Consider the following 16,323-nt stretch of genomic DNA (forward strand, 5'->3'; position numbering starts at 1 on the left):
ATGGCGGCTCTCCGAGATATTTTCAGCCAGATGAAGTGGGATCCCGCCTATTGAGTGAGTGCTTTGCCCAGACGCGGCAGGCGGGCTTTTTTCATCAGCGCGCGCAAGGTCCATTGGTCGCCGGACAGGCGGTTGGCTTCGGCCAGGATTTGGGTGGCGGTATTGGTCATGCCGTCGGGGTCGGTTTGCCAGAAGCTGTGAAGCAGAGTGTCGGGGTCGCGGCGGTCAAGCCCCTCTTCCGCAAGGGTGTTTTTGGGGAAATCCTTTGCGTTGACCGTGACGATAAGGTCGGCTGAGGCGTCAATGGCAGTTGCCAGAACGTGGATATCTGCCGGGTCAGGCAGCCACAGGCGCTGTTCAAGCCCCGGTGCGGGCGCGCGTTCGGCTTTTGGCCATCGCGCCTGAGTCAGGGCGATTTCAGCGCGGGCCTGGGCCTCGCCCTCGGGGCCGAGTTTGCGGGCGGCGCGGGCCCATTCCTCTAGGATGCGGGCCGACCAGATCGGGCTGAAATGGCCGAGTTTGGCGGCACCCAGCAGCATCTCTCGCATCACCGTGGGGTAGATGACGCAGGTGTCCAGAACCGCCTTCACAGCCGGTAGAACACGGCTTTGAGGTAACCGCTTTCGGCCAGTTGCGGCAGTTGCGGATGGTCCGGGCCGGCAAAGCCGGTGTGAATCAGTTGCGCTTGGCGTCCGGCCCGGCCAATCCCGCGCGATGAGGCGTCGCGGAAGCGTCCAAGATCGGCGGCGTGTGAGCAGGAGCAGAGGCCCAGATAGCCGCCGGGTTTGACCAGCGGCGCGGCCAGACGCGCGATGCGTTCATAGGCGCGCAGCCCCGCATCCAGCGCCTGTTTCGAAGGTGCAAAGGCGGGCGGGTCGCAGATGACAACATCGAATTGCGCGCCCTCCTCGCCCAGTTGGGTCAACACGTCGAAAGCGTCGCCCTGGCGGGTCCGGAAACGACCCGAGCAGCCGGTAGCCTCGGCCCCTTTGCTTGCCAACTCCAAAGCGGCAGCGGAGCCATCGACGCAGGTAGCTTGCGCGGCCCCTCCGGCCAGCATGGCAAGACCAAAGCCGCCCACATGGCTGAACACATCCAGCACCTGTGCGCCGGGATGAACCAGTCGGGCAGCAAAGGCATGGTTCGGGCGCTGATCGTAGAACAGGCCGGTTTTCTGGCCGCTGGTCGGGTCGGCCATATAGGTCGCGCCATTCATCGGCACCGGTAACGGCGCGTCCGGGGCCGACCCGCGCAGGGTTTGGTTCACGTCATCCAGCCCCTCAAGCCCGCGGGTGCGGCCTGAGGCGTTTTTGAGGACGGTCGTCACTCCGGTCACCTTAACCAGCGCCTCGGTCAGTTTCTCCAGATGTACCTCGGCCCAGGCAGCGTTGGGTTGGATCACACAGGCGTCCCCGAAGCGGTCGATGATCACACCGGGAAAGCCGTCGGCCTCGGCATGGATCAGGCGGTAATATGGCGCGTCGAACAGACGCTCGCGCATGTCAAGCGCGCGGCGCAGGCGGGTTTCGAACCAATCCGCGTTCAACTCGGCGTCGAGGTCGCGGTCCAGCACACGGCACATGATCTTGGACTCGGGGTTGACGGCCACCAAGGCAATTGGCGCGCGTTTGTCATCTTCGAGCACAGCCAGTGCCCCGGCAGGGATTTTGCGGGTGCGGCGGTCGGTGACGATGTCATTGGCGTAGACCCACGGGAACCCGTGGCGCAGACCGCGCGCGTTGGCTTTGGGTTTCAGGCGGATACGGGGGCGGTCGGCGGTTTGGCTCATGACCGCCTCATAGTCGCGAACAGAGCGAAGGAAAACCCCTTAGCGCGGGCGCGAACGCCAGCCGCCGCGCCGTTTCGGGGCCTGCGCGGATTGCAACCCCTCGGCCAGCACCTGTGTCATCGGGTGATCGGCATCCTGCGCGGCATAAGCGGTGTGCAAGGTGGTCAGTGCCTGTTTCTGGTCCAACCCGTCCGACAGGCTGAGCGCCCAATCAAGGAAGATGCTGCGGCATTCCGGCAAGGCGATGCCGTCGATGTTATACGCCTCGCGGATCAGGCCTTTGGGGTCGTTGGGATCAGTGCTGCGCGCCATCTTCGCCCTCTTTGATTACGCTGCCGATGATCGCGGCGGCGGATGTGTAACTGTCTTGCAGCGCGGCTTGCAGCGCGTCGACCTGATCGAACCCTGTGGCCCGGCAGAGGAAAGCGGTTCCGCCCTCGCCAATGTCATCCGCTTCGATCACCTTGCCCGAAAGCAGCCGCGCCGCGCATTGCACCGACCAGCATAGATCGTAACTGTCCTTGAGCGTTTGTGCCTGCGCGACATCCAGCAAACCGGCAGCGACTGCACCGTCGAGGCCCGAGCGGACATCCCGCTCCGCGATGCCCGCCAGCAATGCGCCCGTTTCCGCCATCAACTCGATATCCATCATCCGGCCGGAGCCGTTTTTGGCGTCCCAAACGCCAGCAGGTGCTTTTGCGGCGGCCAGACGGGTGCGCATCTCGGCCACTTCATGCAGCACCTTGTCGGCCTCACGCGGGTGCGACAGGAATTCGGCCCGGAAGGTTTCAATATCATTTGCCAGACCGGCGTCGCCCGCGACCACATGAGCGCGCGTCAGGGCGAGATGTTCCCACACCCATGCCTCTTCCTGCTGATAATGGGTGAAGCTGGCCCAACTGGTTGCCACCGGCCCCTGATTGCCCGACGGGCGCAGGCGCATATCGACCTCGTAGAGCCGCCCCTGGGACATTGGGGCCGACAATGCCGTGATCAGCGCCTGCGTGAATCGGGCATAGTATGTGCGTGTCGCCAGCGGACGCGGGCCATCGGACATATCCTGATCCAGCGGATCGTAGATCACGATCATGTCCAGATCGGATTGTGAATTGATCCGCCCTGCCCCCAGCGACCCCATGCCCAGAACCGCCGCACCGCGTCCCGGTGCAGGTCCGTGTTTGCGGGCGAAATTGTCGGCCACATGGGGCAAGATCGCCGCGATGACGGCCTGCGCCAGATCGGCGTACTGGCGACCGGCTTGCGCGCCGTCGATCAGCCCACGCAAGTGGTGCACACCGACACGGAAATGCCACTCCTTGCACCAGCGCCGCGCCAGATCAAGCTGGGTCTCGTAATCCGCCTCGTCCTCCAGCGCCTGCGCCAGTTCCGCCTGCAACGCCGCTTGCCCCGGCCAGTCGGCAAAGAAACTGCCGCCGATCACGGCATCGAACACGGACGCATTGCGAGACAGGTGCGAGGCCAACGCATGCGACGTGCCCACAATGTCGATCAACAGATCAATCAGTTGGGGGTTGGCTTCGAACAGGGAAAACAACTGCACGCCAGCGGGCAGACCGGCCAGAAACCCGTCCAGCGCCAACAGCGCCTCTTCGGGCTTGGCCGTCTTGGCGAGGCGCGACAAAAGCTCAGGCCGGAGCCGGTCAAAGATCCGCCTGCCCCGTTGTGAGCGCAGCGCCGGATAGGTCGCCCATCGGGCCAGAATGCTCTTGTCAAACGTAACCTCTTGTTCCGGTGTCGGAGACGCCCCGGGTCCGGGGGCAAAGAACCCTTCGGTCAGCTCGTGCACTTCGCTCAGGCGGCGGGTCAGGTCAGCGGTCAGGTCCGCGCTGGTGGCCCCCATCAGGCAGGCGACGCGTTCGATCCCGTCCGCAGATTTCGGCACCTTATGGGTCTGAGCGTCGTGGATCATCTGGATGCGATGTTCGACCTCGCGATGGGCGCGATAGTGATCGGTCAGCTTTTCAGCAACGTCTTCCGGCACCCAGCCCTTTGCCGCCAAGGCTGCCAGTCCGGGCACCGTCCCACGCACGCGAAGATCCGGGTCGCGCCCCCCGGCAATCAACTGGCGGGTCTGGGTGAAGAATTCGATCTCGCGTATCCCGCCCTGCCCCAGCTTCATGTCGTGGCCCGGGATCGAGAGGCTGCCGCCCGTCCCCTTGTTCTCACGAATGCGCAGGCGCATGTCGTGGGCGTCCTGAATGGCGGCGAAATCCAGATGCCGACGCCAGACAAAGGGGCGCAGCGTTTCCAGAAACCGCTGCCCGGCTGCAATGTCGCCCGCGCAGGCGCGCGCCTTGATATAGGCTGCACGCTCCCACGTGCGGCCCAAGCTTTCGTAGTACCGCTCGGCCGCTTCCATCGCCATGCAGACCGGAGTCACCGCCGGATCGGGACGCAGGCGCAAATCGGTGCGGAATACATAACCCTCAGCGGTCTTGTCACTGAGCGTGGCACAGAAGTTGCGCGTGGCCCGCACCATCCCCTGCCGGGCTTCGTAGAAATCATCCGGGTCAAACCGCGTCTCGTCGAACAACACGATCAGATCGATGTCCGAGCTGTAGTTCAGTTCATGCGCACCCATCTTGCCCATCGCCAGAATGACCATACCGGCGGCGGTTTCGACGTCATCCTCGGTCATGCCGGGCAGTTTGTTGCGGCGGATCAGGGTGGCAATCTCGGCCTTGGCCGCCACATCCGCCGCCAAGGCTCCGAAATCGGTCAGCGCAGCGGTCACCTTTTCCAACGGCCATGCGCCCGCGATATCTGCCAAAGCGGTCAGCACTGCCATGCGGCGCTTGGCAAGTCTCAGGCCCGGTTTAAGCTGGTCAGGCGCAAGCGCGCGGGCCGTTGCCATAACCTCGTCCAGCGCCTCATCCGGGTGGTGCAGCGCGTTTGGCAACCACTCTCTTTCTTGCTCGATCAGACCTTTCAGATAGGGGCTTGATCCAGCCGTCCCGGCGATCAGATCGCCTTGCTCAGCATTCAGATCCGGGATCAAAGCGCGCGTTTCATCCCCCAGCGAGGGATCAAACGCACGCGGCAGACGATTGATGGACAGGCTATTATTCATACCCGGACCCTGCGCATCGCCGCAGGGCAAGGTCAATGGGGCAAACGCATCACAGGTCCTGAACCGGAGTGTCCTGGCTAAAGCTGTTGACCCAAACCCCATGCCGACGCTCCCACAGGGAGGAAATCAGCATCGCATCCCATTCGGTGGCGTCAGGGCGCAGGTAATCCGCCCTATAGGACAACAGCACGACGTCAGGCGTCAGAATCCGCAGCTTTTCCTGGCTCAGCTTGAACTCGGCCATTGTCGGTGCATCTGCAAACTGACCCACATGGTCGTCACGATTGGCAAAGCCAGAGGGGTAAATACCCAGAAAATCAGCGCTCAGCAGCGCCCTGTCGGCGCTGGCATCACCATTAACCAATGCGGCCCAGACCTGCGTTTCAAGCTTCAGAATATCAGCAAGCGAAGGGGCGGTTTCGATTTCTACAGTCATGCCTGCACCCTGCGTGCGAAGCCTTCTGCCGTCAACCGATCCACAAAATGTAAATCTTTTTCACATCGACCCCTTGCAACCGGCCAGAACCTCCCCATCTAGACAATGTGAAAGGAATTTACATCAAACCCCGGAGAGACCACATGACCGCATTGTCCGAACCCGCCGCCCCTGCAAACCCGGGATGGCTTCACCGCACCGAGGCCTGGATGGACGACAAAGGCAAAGGCGCCTGGATCGCCGCCATGGTCCTTGGTTTCATCTTCTTCTGGCCCCTGGGCCTGGCCCTTCTGGCCTATATGATCTGGAGCAAACGCATGTTCAGCAAGTCCTGCAGCCGCCGCAAATCCTGGCACAGCCATATGAGCGCCATGAAACCTTCCGGCAACAGCGCGTTCGACGCCTACAAGGCAGACACTCTGGCACGGCTGGAACGCGAACAGCAGGATTTCGAGGCCTTCCTGCATCGCCTGCGTGAAGCCAAGGACAAGGCCGAGTTCGACCAGTTCATGGATGAACGCGCCCGCGAGAACACCGAAGACGAAGGCAAAGGCGAACCTGCCTAAAGCCCCTTGCCCTGTCCCGAATTTTCGGGACAGGGTGACACGACCTTATCTCTGAGACAGCTATACATGACCCACCTGCCCGATCCTGATCGCCAGCCCGAATTTTACCGATCCGTCGCGACCAAACGCTTTTTCGCGTGGCTGTTCGACATCGCCTTTATCTCACTGCTGTGCATCGTGCCCGTCTTCCTGACATTTGGCGCGGGGCTGTTCTTCCTGCCGCTGATTTATGCGGTCATCAGCTTTGTCTACCGGGTAATCACCATCTCGAACGGCTCGGCCACGCTGGGCATGCGCTTCATGGGGATCGAGCTGCGCGATGCCTTCGGCGAGCGTATGGATATGGGCAAAGCCGTGGCCCATACCGCCGGATACTTCATCAGCATGGCGTTTTTCGTGGTCCAGATCATCTCGATCATCATGATGCTGACCAGCGCCCGTTGTCAGGGCCTGACCGATGCCTTCCTGGGCACAGTCATGATCAATCAGCGGGCCTGAACAGCCTTCGCGTGAATCACTTGGCGGCATCAAAAACCGTTGCTATCATCCGGTCCGAGGCTACATGAGACCTTCATGCGACACACGCTGCCAATTGCGCCACAATTCTATGTGACGGCCCCCCAGCCCTGCCCTTATCTTGAGGGCAGGATGGAACGTAAGCTTTTTACCGCCCTGCAAGGCGAAGGCGCAGACCAGCTGAACAATTCCCTGTCACAACAAGGATTTCGCCGGTCGCAGAACGTGCTCTATCGCCCGTCCTGCACAGATTGCGCGGCCTGCCTGTCGGCCCGGATCGACGTTGCCGCCTTTCACCCGACCAAAAGCCAGAAACGCGCGGCAAAACGCAACTCTTACCTGCAACGCCGCGCCACATCGCCCTGGGCCACGGACGAACAATACGAACTGTTCCGCCGCTACCTCGACACCCGCCACGCCGATGGGGGCATGGCCGATATGGACGTCTTCGAATTCGCCGCGATGATCGAGGAAACCCCGATCCGCAGCCGCGTTGTGGAATATGCCGACCCCGAAACCGGCAACCTGATTGCCGTCAGCCTGACCGATGTGCTCGATGACGGGCTGAGCATGGTCTATTCCTTCTATGATCCGCTGCAGCCTCAGAACTCTCTGGGCACCTACATGATACTCGACCATATCGAAATCGCGCGCGAGGCCGGCCTGCCCTATATCTACCTGGGTTACTGGGTGCCCGGCAGTCCGAAAATGGGGTACAAGGCCAAGTTCTCAGGGCTCGAAGCCTATGTGCAGGGGCAATGGCAAAAGATCCGCAACCCCGACACCTTCTCGGACGAGTCGCATCACCCTCTGTCCTCGGCACCCATTGCCGAACAGGTGGCGAATATCCAACTGCCAGACCGCCACCCCACCAAAGGCTGACCCAACATGAAACAGACCCTGCACGCCGTCACCCTTGTGGTGCCGGACTATGATGCTGCAATCGAATTCTACACTGAAACGCTCGACTTCACCCTTGCACAAGACATCGACCTCGGCGGCGGCAAACGCTGGGTGCTGGTCACGCCGCCCGGCTCTGACGGGGCCTCGCTGCTGCTGGCCAAAGCCGACGGCCCGGATCAAAGCGCCGCTATCGGCAACCAAACGGGCGGCCGGGTCGGTTTCTTCCTGCAAACCGATGACTTCGAACGCGACCACACGAAAATGCAAGGCAAAGGCGTCTCCTTCGAAGAAGAGCCGCGCCATGAACCCTATGGCTCCGTCGCCGTCTGGCGCGACCCGTTCGGCAATCGCTGGGACCTGATCCAGTTCACCTGATCCATTCTTCATCTGGCCAAAAATATCTCGGGGTTGAATTGGCCGCAGGCCAAGAAGGGGCTGGCCCCTTAACCCCAAACAAACAAGCAAAAGGGGGCCAGCAGGCCCCCTTTTTCAATTTGATCACCCAATCAGATCAATTCGGGATCAGATCCGGCACAATGGTCACAATCGCCGGGAAGGACCACAGGATCGCAATCCCCACCACTTGAATGATCACAAACGGCACCACGCCACGATAAATATGGCCCGTCGTCACCTCTTTCGGCGCAACCCCGCGCAGGTAGAATAGCGCGAACCCGAAAGGCGGCGTCAGGAACGAGGTCTGCAGGTTCACCGCCACCATGATCGTCACCCATTTCGGATCGAACGACCCGCCATAGATCACCGGGCCCACGATGGGGATCACGATGTAGATGATCTCAAGGAAATCCAGCACAAAACCCAGAATGAACAGCACAAGCATCACGATCAGGAAGACCGTGAACTCGTTGTCAAAGCTCTTCAGGAACTGCTGGATATAGTGTTCGCCCCCGAAGGAAATCACCACAAGGTTCAGCAACTGCGAGCCGATCAGGATCGTGAACACCATCGAGGTTACTTTGGCCGTTTCCCGCACCACCGGGCTCAGAACCCCGCTGGAGAACAAGACCCAGCAGCCAAAGATCAGACCAAACAGAGCATAAAGGTATGCCGCATAAGCCAGAATAAACGCGATCCAGGTTTCGACCGGCACATTCCCCTGAGAGATGCGCAGATCGAAATTCACGCCCATCAGCAGGCAGATGATCACTGCAAAGGTTGACCAGATGATCACGCTGCCTGACCGCTCCTGATCCTGCAGCTTGCGATAGGCTGCCAGCATGATCGCACCACCCGCCCCCAGCGCCGCAGCGGGTGTGGGGTTTGTGATACCGCCCAGGATCGAACCCAGCACGGCGATGATCAGAACCAGCGGCGGGAACACCACCCGGATCAGATCGTTTGTCGCACAGCGCGCGGCGGCCTCTCTGCACCCGTAAATCGCGATGGCAAAGGGTATGGCCAGCAGAACAAAGGTCAGCCCGGATGAGGTCGTCGGCGCGATAAACAGGATATCGACCAGCAACATCAACAGCAGACCAATTGCCCCCACGATCAAAGGCTGCGGCGAACGCGACGGGGCGATGCCCCGACCCAGTACCAGGGTCAGCGCCAGCAGAACAACGACGATCGCGACACCCGTGCCGATAGGCGCGGCGCTGGCGATCTTGGCCTCGCGCGCGGTGGCCAGTTCCTCTTCGCTCAGGCGTTCGGCGTTGGCGATGCCACCGGCGGCGTCGATCTCTTCCTGCTCGGCCACCGCCTGATCCCAGGCCGCTTGACCGTGCAGGTCGATCATCGACGCTTTACACTCTTCGGACACGTTCGTGCGCAGTGATGCGCCCTGCCCCACATCCGAGAAGGCCGAGACCGAGATATTCTGGCTGCCGATCACCCCGGCACTGCCCAACAGGATCGCGCCAATAATGATCGCAGCCGGTGCACCCAGCAACCATGTCAGACCTTCGGACCGCGTGATCGCCTCGCCCGAGCCGCCGGTCAGTTCCACCGCGGGGGCCTTGTCGGGGTTCAGCAATGCGTAGCCGAAGGCATAAAGCGCATAGAGCAAGGCCAGCATGATCCCGGGCAGCAGCGCCGCCTGGAACAGGGTTCCGACCGAGACCACCGCAGGCTCGCCCAGATAGGTAAGCGCATCGGTACATCCGGCCTCAACCGCGCGGGTTTCCTGCGCGGTCGAATAAAGATCACCCGCCAGCGTCCCCAGAAGAACGATCACAATCGAGGGCGGAATGATCTGCCCCAGCGTCCCCGAGGCCGCGATGACACCGGTTGCCAATTCGGGCGAGTAGTTATTCCGCAACATGGTCGGCAGGGCCAGCAAGCCCATGGTCACCACGGTCGCTCCGACAATACCGGTCGAGGCGGCCAGAAACGCACCCACGACCACAATCGACACCGCCAGACCACCCGGCAACGGGCCGAACACACGGGCCATTGTGGTCAGCAGATCGTTTGCGATCTTCGAGCGTTCCAGTGTGATGCCCATCAGAACGAACATCAGCACGGCCAGCAGAGTCTCAATCGACTGACCGGCCAGAACACGTTCGTTCATGCGGTTCACGATGAAGGACACGTTGCGATCCAGCGCGGTTTCCCAGCCTGCGGGGAAGACAGGCTCTCCTATCCTCGGCAAGTCGGGGTATCGGAACACCGAGACCGAATCCGGTTTCACCCCCGTTGCGACCAGATCGCGGTACATTTGCGAGCTGGTATCGATTGCCTGATGGATCAGCAGCCCGGCGCTGTCCAGCGCGGCGATGATACCGAATGAGATAACCCCGGCCCCGCCAATGGCAAAGGCCACCGGGAACCCGGACAGGATACCTCCGAAGAGGCAGAAGAATACGATAATGAGGCCTATCTCGACGCCATCAAGTCCGAATAGCATTGTCTTGGTCTCCGTCCTTAATGTGCGCCTTCATAGGCTTCTTCACCCTCGCCAAGGCTGTCCTTGTCGAGGTATTTTCCGGCGCTTTCCGGGCCTTCCACGTATTCAAGATACGACCGCCACAGGAACGCGACCGCGTGCAGGAACACCATGCCCGCAAATAGAACGAGCAGGATTTTGAACAGGAAGTAGCCGTTGAACCCGTTGGGACTGAACCCGATGGTTTCCACGTTCCAGCGCAGGGCGCGTGACTTGGCCACGAGGCGATCCAGCGTGTCACTGGCCGATGGTTTCGGCACGATCAGGTGCCGCCACATGAAGTACCAGCCATACATCCATGTCAGCACTGCCATCGGCATCATGAACAGCACCGCGCCACACATATCGACCACGCGCTTGGCCCGGTGGCTGATACCCGCATAGATCAGGTCAACCCGCACATGCCCGCCCTGAACGAATGTATAGGTGCAGCACAGGCAAACGACCATGGCGTTATAAAGTTTAAGTTCTTCCGCGAACCAACTGATATCCTGACTAAAAGGGATACCCAGACCAAAAGACATATCGGGCCGCGCAAACACCCGTTGCATGAAGACGATTACGATCTGCTGGATCACCATCAGCAAACCCGCCCAGGCAAAGAAGCGCCCGGTTGTGTTCGCAAACCCTTCGAGGCCGCGCACCATGCCCCACATGAAGTTTCGGTAGTAGAGGCCAATGGCCGTCAGCACCAGAAACAGGGTGAAGACCACAAAGAAGAACTCGACCGAGCCGCCGTAATAGACAAAGCGCATGATCGCTTCTTTGTCGGACCAGTTCAGCCACAGCTGCGGATGCGTGACCGCATATCCGAAATTATAGAAGGCTTCGGCAATGTTCTGAATGAACCAGATCAGTCCATTCCACAGGGCGCCGAAAAACGAGATACCGTTATCGTCCTGCATGTTGTCCCCGGGTCGCGTCAGTTGCATCGCTGATTATAGCGGCATGATGGGTCCGCGCATATGCAACAGGAAAGGTTTCCCCACGCAGGCGGGGAAACCGTTTAGTCTGATGACTGGCGTTTAGCCGCGAACGCGGTCGCGCTGCGAGGTATAGACACCCGACGACAGGTTGTTCCACGCCGACGATGCTGCCATCGACTCCATGGCGCTGTCGTGGATTCGCTTGAACAGCTCGTCGCCCATGTTTTCGTCCAGAACCTCTTGGCTGGCCTGACCGAAGGCGTCCCAAACGGCATCCGGGAATTCCATGACCTTAACGCCGCCCGACTGCAGACGCTGCAGGGCTGCACCGTTATTGGCCAGGAACTGCGCCAGGTTCCACTGGTGCGCTTCGGCGGCTGCGATCTCGATGATCTTCTGTTGCGCCGGTGTCAGTTCGTCGAACACGTCGCGGTTGGTAGCCAGCGACAGACCCGCGCCCGGCTCGTGGAAGCCTGCGGTGTAGTAGGTCTTGGTGATTTCCTGGAAACCGGCCTTTTCGTCGGCCCACGGACCGATCCACTCGGTCCCGTCAATCGCGCCCGAGGACAGCGCCTGATACACTTCCGAACCCGGAATGTTCTGAACCGATGCACCCAGCTTGCCCAGCGCCTGTCCACCCAGACCCGGCATACGGAATTTTAGACCCTGGAAGTCTTCGGGGCCGTTGATCTCTTTCGAGTACCAGCCACCTGCCTGCGCGCCGGTGTTGCCGGCCAGGAAGGATTTCAGGCCGAAGATCGAGCCCAGCTCGTCATGCAGCTCCATGCCGCCATCGTGATAGTACCAGTTCACCAGTTCCTGCGCGGTCATGCCGAACGGAACAGCGGTGAAGAAGGCATAGCCCGGATGCTGGCCCACAAAGTAGTAGTCCGCCGCGTGGTACATATCGGCCTGACCCGATGAAACGGCGTCAAACACTTCAAACGCGCCCACAAGCTCGCCCGCAGCTTTGATTTCAACGTTCAGGCTGCCGTCGGACATCGCGTTGATGCTGTCGGCGCAGCGCTGTGCGCTGTCGAACACGCCCGCAAGGCCACGGCCCCACGAGGTTACCATGGTCAGGGTCCGCTGACCCTGCGCATAGGCCGGAGCCGCCAGTGCAGTTGCCGCAGCAGCCGAGCCGCCCAGAGCGGATTTTTTCAGAAATGAACGACGATCCATATAAGTGTTCCTCCCCTTTATAGTCGTAACCCGGACAGTTCCGGGCCTGTCGCATTCAATAGGCCGGAGCGTAATGCCGAAGATGTGAAAGGGAATACCTACTACTGCGTAGAAAACCGGATTTCTGACCCTTTTTCGCGGGTTAATCCCTGTGAAACTCCAGCCCAATCGCGTCTTTTCAGCCCTTTTGAGCCCGAATTGTTCAATCTTTTTGCATTTTTGCCGCCGCTTGCGTATCGATTCGACCATGCAAAGACTTAGAAATCTGGTTTCGCTGACCTATGCGCAGAAACTGTCTTTGGTTGCGGCCATTCCTTTGGTCGTTGCCGTTGCGGCGATTGCCATATTGGTCGCCTATCAGGCCCGTGCCACCGCCGAGCGCGAGATCCAAGCGCTGGAGCGCAGCCTGATCCAGGCCAAGAAGGAAGAGTTGAAGAATTACGTCACCCAGGCCCGCAACGGGTTTGCCTATATCTATGGCCGCGCTGAACCGGATGATGACGTCGCCAAAACCCTTGTCACTCAGATCCTGTCGGCCATGATCTACGGTCAGGACGGGTTCTTTTTCGTCTACGATTACGATGGCACCAATCTGGTCAGCCCGCGCCAGACCCAATTCATCAACCGCAATTGGGAAGGGCTGACCGACAGTGACGGCACCCCGATTGTCGACGAATTCATCACTCTGGCCCGTCAGGGGGCCGGTTGGCACAGTTTCATGTGGCAAAAACCTTCGACCGGGGAAGAGGCGCAGATGATCGCCTACGTGGTGGGTTTGCAGGATTGGCGTTGGGCCGTCGGCACCGGCGTCTTCATCGACGATATCGTGGCCACCGTCGCCAATGCCCGCGCCGAGGTCGAGGCGCGTGTGCAACGCACCTTCATGTATATCGGCGGCATCGTTCTGGCAGCTGTGCTGATCGTCTTTGCCTCGGGCATGCTCCTAAACATCCGCGAACGGCGGTTGGCTGATGCCAAGCTGAAGGAACTGACCCAGCGCGTCTTTGATGCACAGGAAGAAGAACGCGGCCGGGTGGCGCGTGAATTGCATGATGGCATCAGCCAGATCCTCGTCGGCGTGCGCTACGCTTTGGACAATGCCCGCCGCCGCCTGTCGCGTGGCGATGATGCAGGCGCGCAGGACCCGCTGGACAAGGGCATCGATCATCTCGGCACCGCCATTACCGAGGTCCGGCGCATCAGTCGCGACCTGCGCCCCGGTGTGCTGGACGACCTGGGCCTTGGCCCCGCGTTGAAAGCCCTGACCGATGATTTCCGCGACCGCACCGGAATCGAGACCGAATTCTCGACCGTCGTGTTCCGCAACCGGCTGGACCATGACAGCAAGATCGCCCTTTACCGTATCGCGCAAGAGGCGCTGACCAATATCGAACGCCACGCGGATGCAACCCGTGTTACAATCGACCTGCGCGGCCACAAGAAGGGCGCGACCATGCGGATTACCGATAACGGGCGCGGGTTGCGGACGGAACCGGGCCAGATCACCACCGGGATCGGGCTGCGCAATATGCAGGAACGCATCGAACAGCTTGACGGATCGCTGCGTATTCTGTCATCACGCGGCCCGCGCGGGGGCACGGCAATCGAGGCCAGCCTGCCGCTCAGCCGCCTGCTGCCGCCGCAGGAAGACGCAACCCCGAACCGAAAGGCCGGTACATGACAATCCGAGTTCTCATCGTCGACGATCACCCGATGGTGGCCGAAGGCATCCAGTCGATCCTGGAAAGCTATGATGAGATCGAAGTGGTCGGCACATTGGGCAGCGGTCAGGCGGCGGTGGATCAGGCGGTCGGGCTGGCCCCGGACGTGATCCTAATGGATTTGAACATGCCCGGCCTCGGCGGCCTGAGCGCGACCGAGATCATCCTCGAACGCCTGCCCGAAACGCGCATCCTGATCCTGTCGATGCATGACAGCCCCGAATATATCTCGACCGCACTCAGCCACGGGGCCAAGGGGTATATCCTCAAAGACGTCCCCACCGATGAGATCAAACAGGCCATCGACGCCGTGATGCAGGGTCAGCAATACCTGTGCACCGGCGCAAGCGGATCGCTGAAACCCAAGGGCGACAGCACGCGCGAGGCATTGACGGGCCGCGAACAGACCATTCTGCTGGAACTGGCGCAGGGCAAATCGAACAAAGAGGTCGCGCTGGCGCTGGATATCTCGGTCCGCACCGTTGAAACCCACCGCAAGAACATCAAACGCAAGCTGGGCATCTCGTCTACGGCAGGCCTGACCCGTTATGCTCTGGAACACGGTGTCTTGCAGGGCACCGGCGTCGGCTACTGACGCAGCCGCAGCGCGGCACGCTCTGCCTGGCCCAACCAGAGGAGATGCGCCGCAGGCGCTGCGACGATGGGCGGGAGGGTTACTCCCTTGGCCGAATATCCTCACCAAAGAAGATCAGCGTTCCGTCCTCATCGATGACGTGGAATTCCCGTTGCAAATACGGCTGGTCAAATGGTGGACGCACACGCCCCTCGGGCAGATCGCTTAGCCCGTCTTTCAGGCTTTCATACAGCGCGTCAATGTCCTGAACGTCGATATAATAAGACTGATTGTCCCCCAAGGGTTTGCCATCTTCGCGCGGCGGGCATTCCAACAGCCGAATGGCAATCGGGCCGTTCTTCAAAAAGGCGTAATTGTCCTGCCTGAAGTTGCATTCAAATCCCAGCCGCGTGCAGTAGAACGCGATCTGCGCGTCCAGTGACGCGCACAGAACAAATGGCGTGAGTTGCAGGATGTTGGACATTCCGGCCTCCGCAAGAAACAGCACCATCCTACACGCTGGGCCGTATCAATCCAGCAGCTGATCTTTGCGCGTCCCTTCCCGTTCGTAATGGTGCGGCAGAACGCGGCCATATAGCTGTCGCGTCCGCTCGATCCCGCCGCACATCCCCTCGGCCTCGACAAAGGAAAAAATCCCCACATAGCGACGCCGCGCCCCGGAAACCGGCGCAACCCGGTGCAGCGAATACCGTCCCTTGAATATCTGCAGATCGCCGGGCTGAAGTTCCAGCTGACAGACACGGGACATATCGCCATCCAGAACCGAGGCCACCGCATTGAAATTCTCATCCTCTGCGGTGCGCAGGTTCGGCGCATATTCAAACGCCCCGCCCTGTTCCCCGTTCTGAATAGCCAGTGTCACGGTGAAATTATTGGTGTCGAAATGCCAGGGAAAGCCCTGCCCCTCTTCCACTACATTGATAATCACATCCGCCAGCGGGTCGTCATAGCGAAAGAACCTGTCCTCGGGTTCATCCAATGCGGCGCGAATGAACGGCAGGAACCCGTCAAACTCGTAAATCCGGCGCAGCGGGCTGGATTTCGGAAAGTTGTCAGCCGGGACAAACGCGTTTGACCGATCATAAAAGCGCCGGATCGGGTGGCCGATGCCAAACCGGGGGTCGTCTTTGGTGAAATAGGCGTTGGTGCGATTGAAGGAGCGATGCGCCTGCGGCGCGACGGCGTCCGCCTCCTGCACCAGCAGATTTAACCCGTCCTGATGCACGAACCCCGGCAAAACGGCGCATCCATCCTGCTCTAACTCGCGCTGAATGTCGCCGATCATCCGGTCATAGGCATGAGACCCCGGACAGTCTATCGGATAGCGCCCCAAATCCACCAGATCGTGCAGCATGATGAGCCTCGCAGTTGGTTCCGTCCCCCACAGCGTGGCGCAGACACAACCGCCAATCATGCCCGTTTCGGACATTCCGTTGACGCATTCCGACCAGTTCAAATTCCGTTCAACCGGCGGTTTTCCACCACAAATTGCCGGAAGTTCCCAGCATGCGGCAATCTGCGCAACAAAATGTCGCAAAATCAGGTCCTCAGGATAGAAAATTGGTGCAATTGCCTGTTGACGCCCCTGCGCGCCGACCATAATGTCCCTGCACGCAAAGAAGGAGCCTCTGGCGATGAGAACGCTAGTCGTAATCGTAGGAACCACGCGCATGGGCCGGTAACGGTAAACCAT

General features: G+C 60.4%; 16 protein-coding genes. 6 read left to right on the forward strand and 10 right to left on the reverse strand.

Going from position 1 to position 16,323, the window contains the following annotated elements; all coding sequences use genetic code 11:
- Nucleotides 1–47 precede the first annotated feature (47 nt).
- Genes ACR0LW_RS03515 through ACR0LW_RS03535 form a run of 5 tightly spaced genes read right to left on the reverse strand, consistent with a single transcriptional unit; the run spans nt 48 to nt 5,316 of the window.
- On the reverse strand, nt 48–590 hold the full coding sequence (locus ACR0LW_RS03515) for an RSP_2648 family PIN domain-containing protein (protein ID WP_480881582.1): 543 nt from the start codon (nt 588–590) through the stop codon (nt 48–50).
- Nucleotides 587–1,789, reverse strand: a complete 1,203-nt coding sequence (locus tag ACR0LW_RS03520) for an RSP_2647 family RNA methyltransferase (RefSeq protein ID WP_480881583.1) — start codon at nt 1,787–1,789, stop codon at nt 587–589. Before ACR0LW_RS03520 ends, ACR0LW_RS03515 begins: the two co-directional genes overlap by 4 nt.
- 39 nt (nt 1,790–1,828) lie before the next feature.
- On the reverse strand, nt 1,829–2,101 hold the full coding sequence (locus ACR0LW_RS03525) for a hypothetical protein (protein ID WP_480881584.1): 273 nt from the start codon (nt 2,099–2,101) through the stop codon (nt 1,829–1,831).
- Nucleotides 2,085–4,880 (reverse strand): bifunctional [glutamine synthetase] adenylyltransferase/[glutamine synthetase]-adenylyl-L-tyrosine phosphorylase, encoded by a 2,796-nt coding sequence (locus tag ACR0LW_RS03530; RefSeq protein ID WP_480881585.1) that lies wholly within the window; start codon nt 4,878–4,880, stop codon nt 2,085–2,087. Before ACR0LW_RS03530 ends, ACR0LW_RS03525 begins: the two co-directional genes overlap by 17 nt.
- A 49-nt stretch (nt 4,881–4,929) precedes the next feature.
- Nucleotides 4,930–5,316: a DUF4440 domain-containing protein gene (locus ACR0LW_RS03535; RefSeq protein ID WP_480580780.1), complete on the reverse strand. Its 387-nt coding sequence runs from the start codon at nt 5,314–5,316 to the stop codon at nt 4,930–4,932.
- A 143-nt stretch (nt 5,317–5,459) separates the two neighbouring features.
- Here ACR0LW_RS03535 and ACR0LW_RS03540 point away from each other — a divergent pair, with 143 nt between their 5' ends.
- The 4 genes from ACR0LW_RS03540 to ACR0LW_RS03555 all read left to right on the forward strand — a co-directional run bounded on the left by ACR0LW_RS03540 (nt 5,460) and on the right by ACR0LW_RS03555 (nt 7,676).
- Nucleotides 5,460–5,882: a DUF2852 domain-containing protein gene (locus ACR0LW_RS03540; protein ID WP_170450023.1), complete on the forward strand. Its 423-nt coding sequence runs from the start codon at nt 5,460–5,462 to the stop codon at nt 5,880–5,882.
- 66 nt (nt 5,883–5,948) lie between these two features.
- Nucleotides 5,949–6,380 carry an RDD family protein gene (locus tag ACR0LW_RS03545; RefSeq protein WP_480580777.1) on the forward strand — a complete coding sequence of 144 codons (432 nt, stop codon included), beginning with the start codon at nt 5,949–5,951 and terminating at the stop codon, nt 6,378–6,380.
- Nucleotides 6,381–6,455: 75 nt separating this feature from the next.
- On the forward strand, nt 6,456–7,280 hold the full coding sequence (locus ACR0LW_RS03550) for an arginyltransferase (RefSeq protein ID WP_170621960.1): 825 nt from the start codon (nt 6,456–6,458) through the stop codon (nt 7,278–7,280).
- A 6-nt stretch (nt 7,281–7,286) separates the two neighbouring features.
- Nucleotides 7,287–7,676: a VOC family protein gene (locus tag ACR0LW_RS03555; RefSeq protein WP_480881586.1), complete on the forward strand. Its 390-nt coding sequence runs from the start codon at nt 7,287–7,289 to the stop codon at nt 7,674–7,676.
- Nucleotides 7,677–7,812: 136 nt separating this feature from the next.
- Here the strand turns inward: ACR0LW_RS03555 and ACR0LW_RS03560 are convergent, their stop codons facing one another.
- From ACR0LW_RS03560 to ACR0LW_RS03570, 3 genes are all read right to left on the reverse strand, one after another.
- The gene (locus ACR0LW_RS03560) at nt 7,813–10,167 is read right to left on the reverse strand and encodes a TRAP transporter large permease subunit (RefSeq protein WP_170519245.1); all 2,355 of its coding nucleotides are present in this window, start codon (nt 10,165–10,167) and stop codon (nt 7,813–7,815) included.
- 17 nt (nt 10,168–10,184) lie between these two features.
- Nucleotides 10,185–11,111 carry a TRAP transporter small permease subunit gene (locus ACR0LW_RS03565; RefSeq protein ID WP_170450012.1) on the reverse strand — a complete coding sequence of 309 codons (927 nt, stop codon included), beginning with the start codon at nt 11,109–11,111 and terminating at the stop codon, nt 10,185–10,187.
- 120 nt (nt 11,112–11,231) lie between these two features.
- Complete coding sequence (locus ACR0LW_RS03570) at nt 11,232–12,314, reverse strand: TRAP transporter substrate-binding protein DctP (RefSeq protein WP_170450010.1); 1,083 nt, start codon at nt 12,312–12,314, stop codon at nt 11,232–11,234.
- Between the two features lie 247 nt (nt 12,315–12,561).
- On the opposite strand from ACR0LW_RS03570, the gene ACR0LW_RS03575 reads away from it, so the two are divergent.
- Both ACR0LW_RS03575 and ACR0LW_RS03580 read left to right on the forward strand, forming a co-directional pair.
- A complete protein-coding gene (locus ACR0LW_RS03575) occupies nt 12,562–13,995 on the forward strand; it encodes a cache domain-containing protein (RefSeq protein WP_170450008.1) in 1,434 nt (477 codons plus the stop codon).
- The gene (locus ACR0LW_RS03580; protein ID WP_170450005.1) at nt 13,992–14,630 is read left to right on the forward strand and encodes a response regulator transcription factor; all 639 of its coding nucleotides are present in this window, start codon (nt 13,992–13,994) and stop codon (nt 14,628–14,630) included. The genes ACR0LW_RS03575 and ACR0LW_RS03580 overlap by 4 nt, the downstream gene beginning before the upstream one ends.
- 79 nt (nt 14,631–14,709) lie before the next feature.
- Here the strand turns inward: ACR0LW_RS03580 and ACR0LW_RS03585 are convergent, their stop codons facing one another.
- Both ACR0LW_RS03585 and ACR0LW_RS03590 read right to left on the reverse strand, forming a co-directional pair.
- Entirely contained in the window at nt 14,710–15,093 is a 384-nt protein-coding gene (locus ACR0LW_RS03585) for a bleomycin resistance protein (protein WP_170621961.1), read from the reverse strand.
- Between the two features lie 45 nt (nt 15,094–15,138).
- A complete protein-coding gene (locus tag ACR0LW_RS03590) occupies nt 15,139–15,984 on the reverse strand; it encodes a HalD/BesD family halogenase (protein ID WP_170621962.1) in 846 nt (281 codons plus the stop codon).
- Nucleotides 15,985–16,323 lie beyond the last annotated feature (339 nt).

This window comes from Ruegeria sp. N4 (assembly GCF_056531425.1).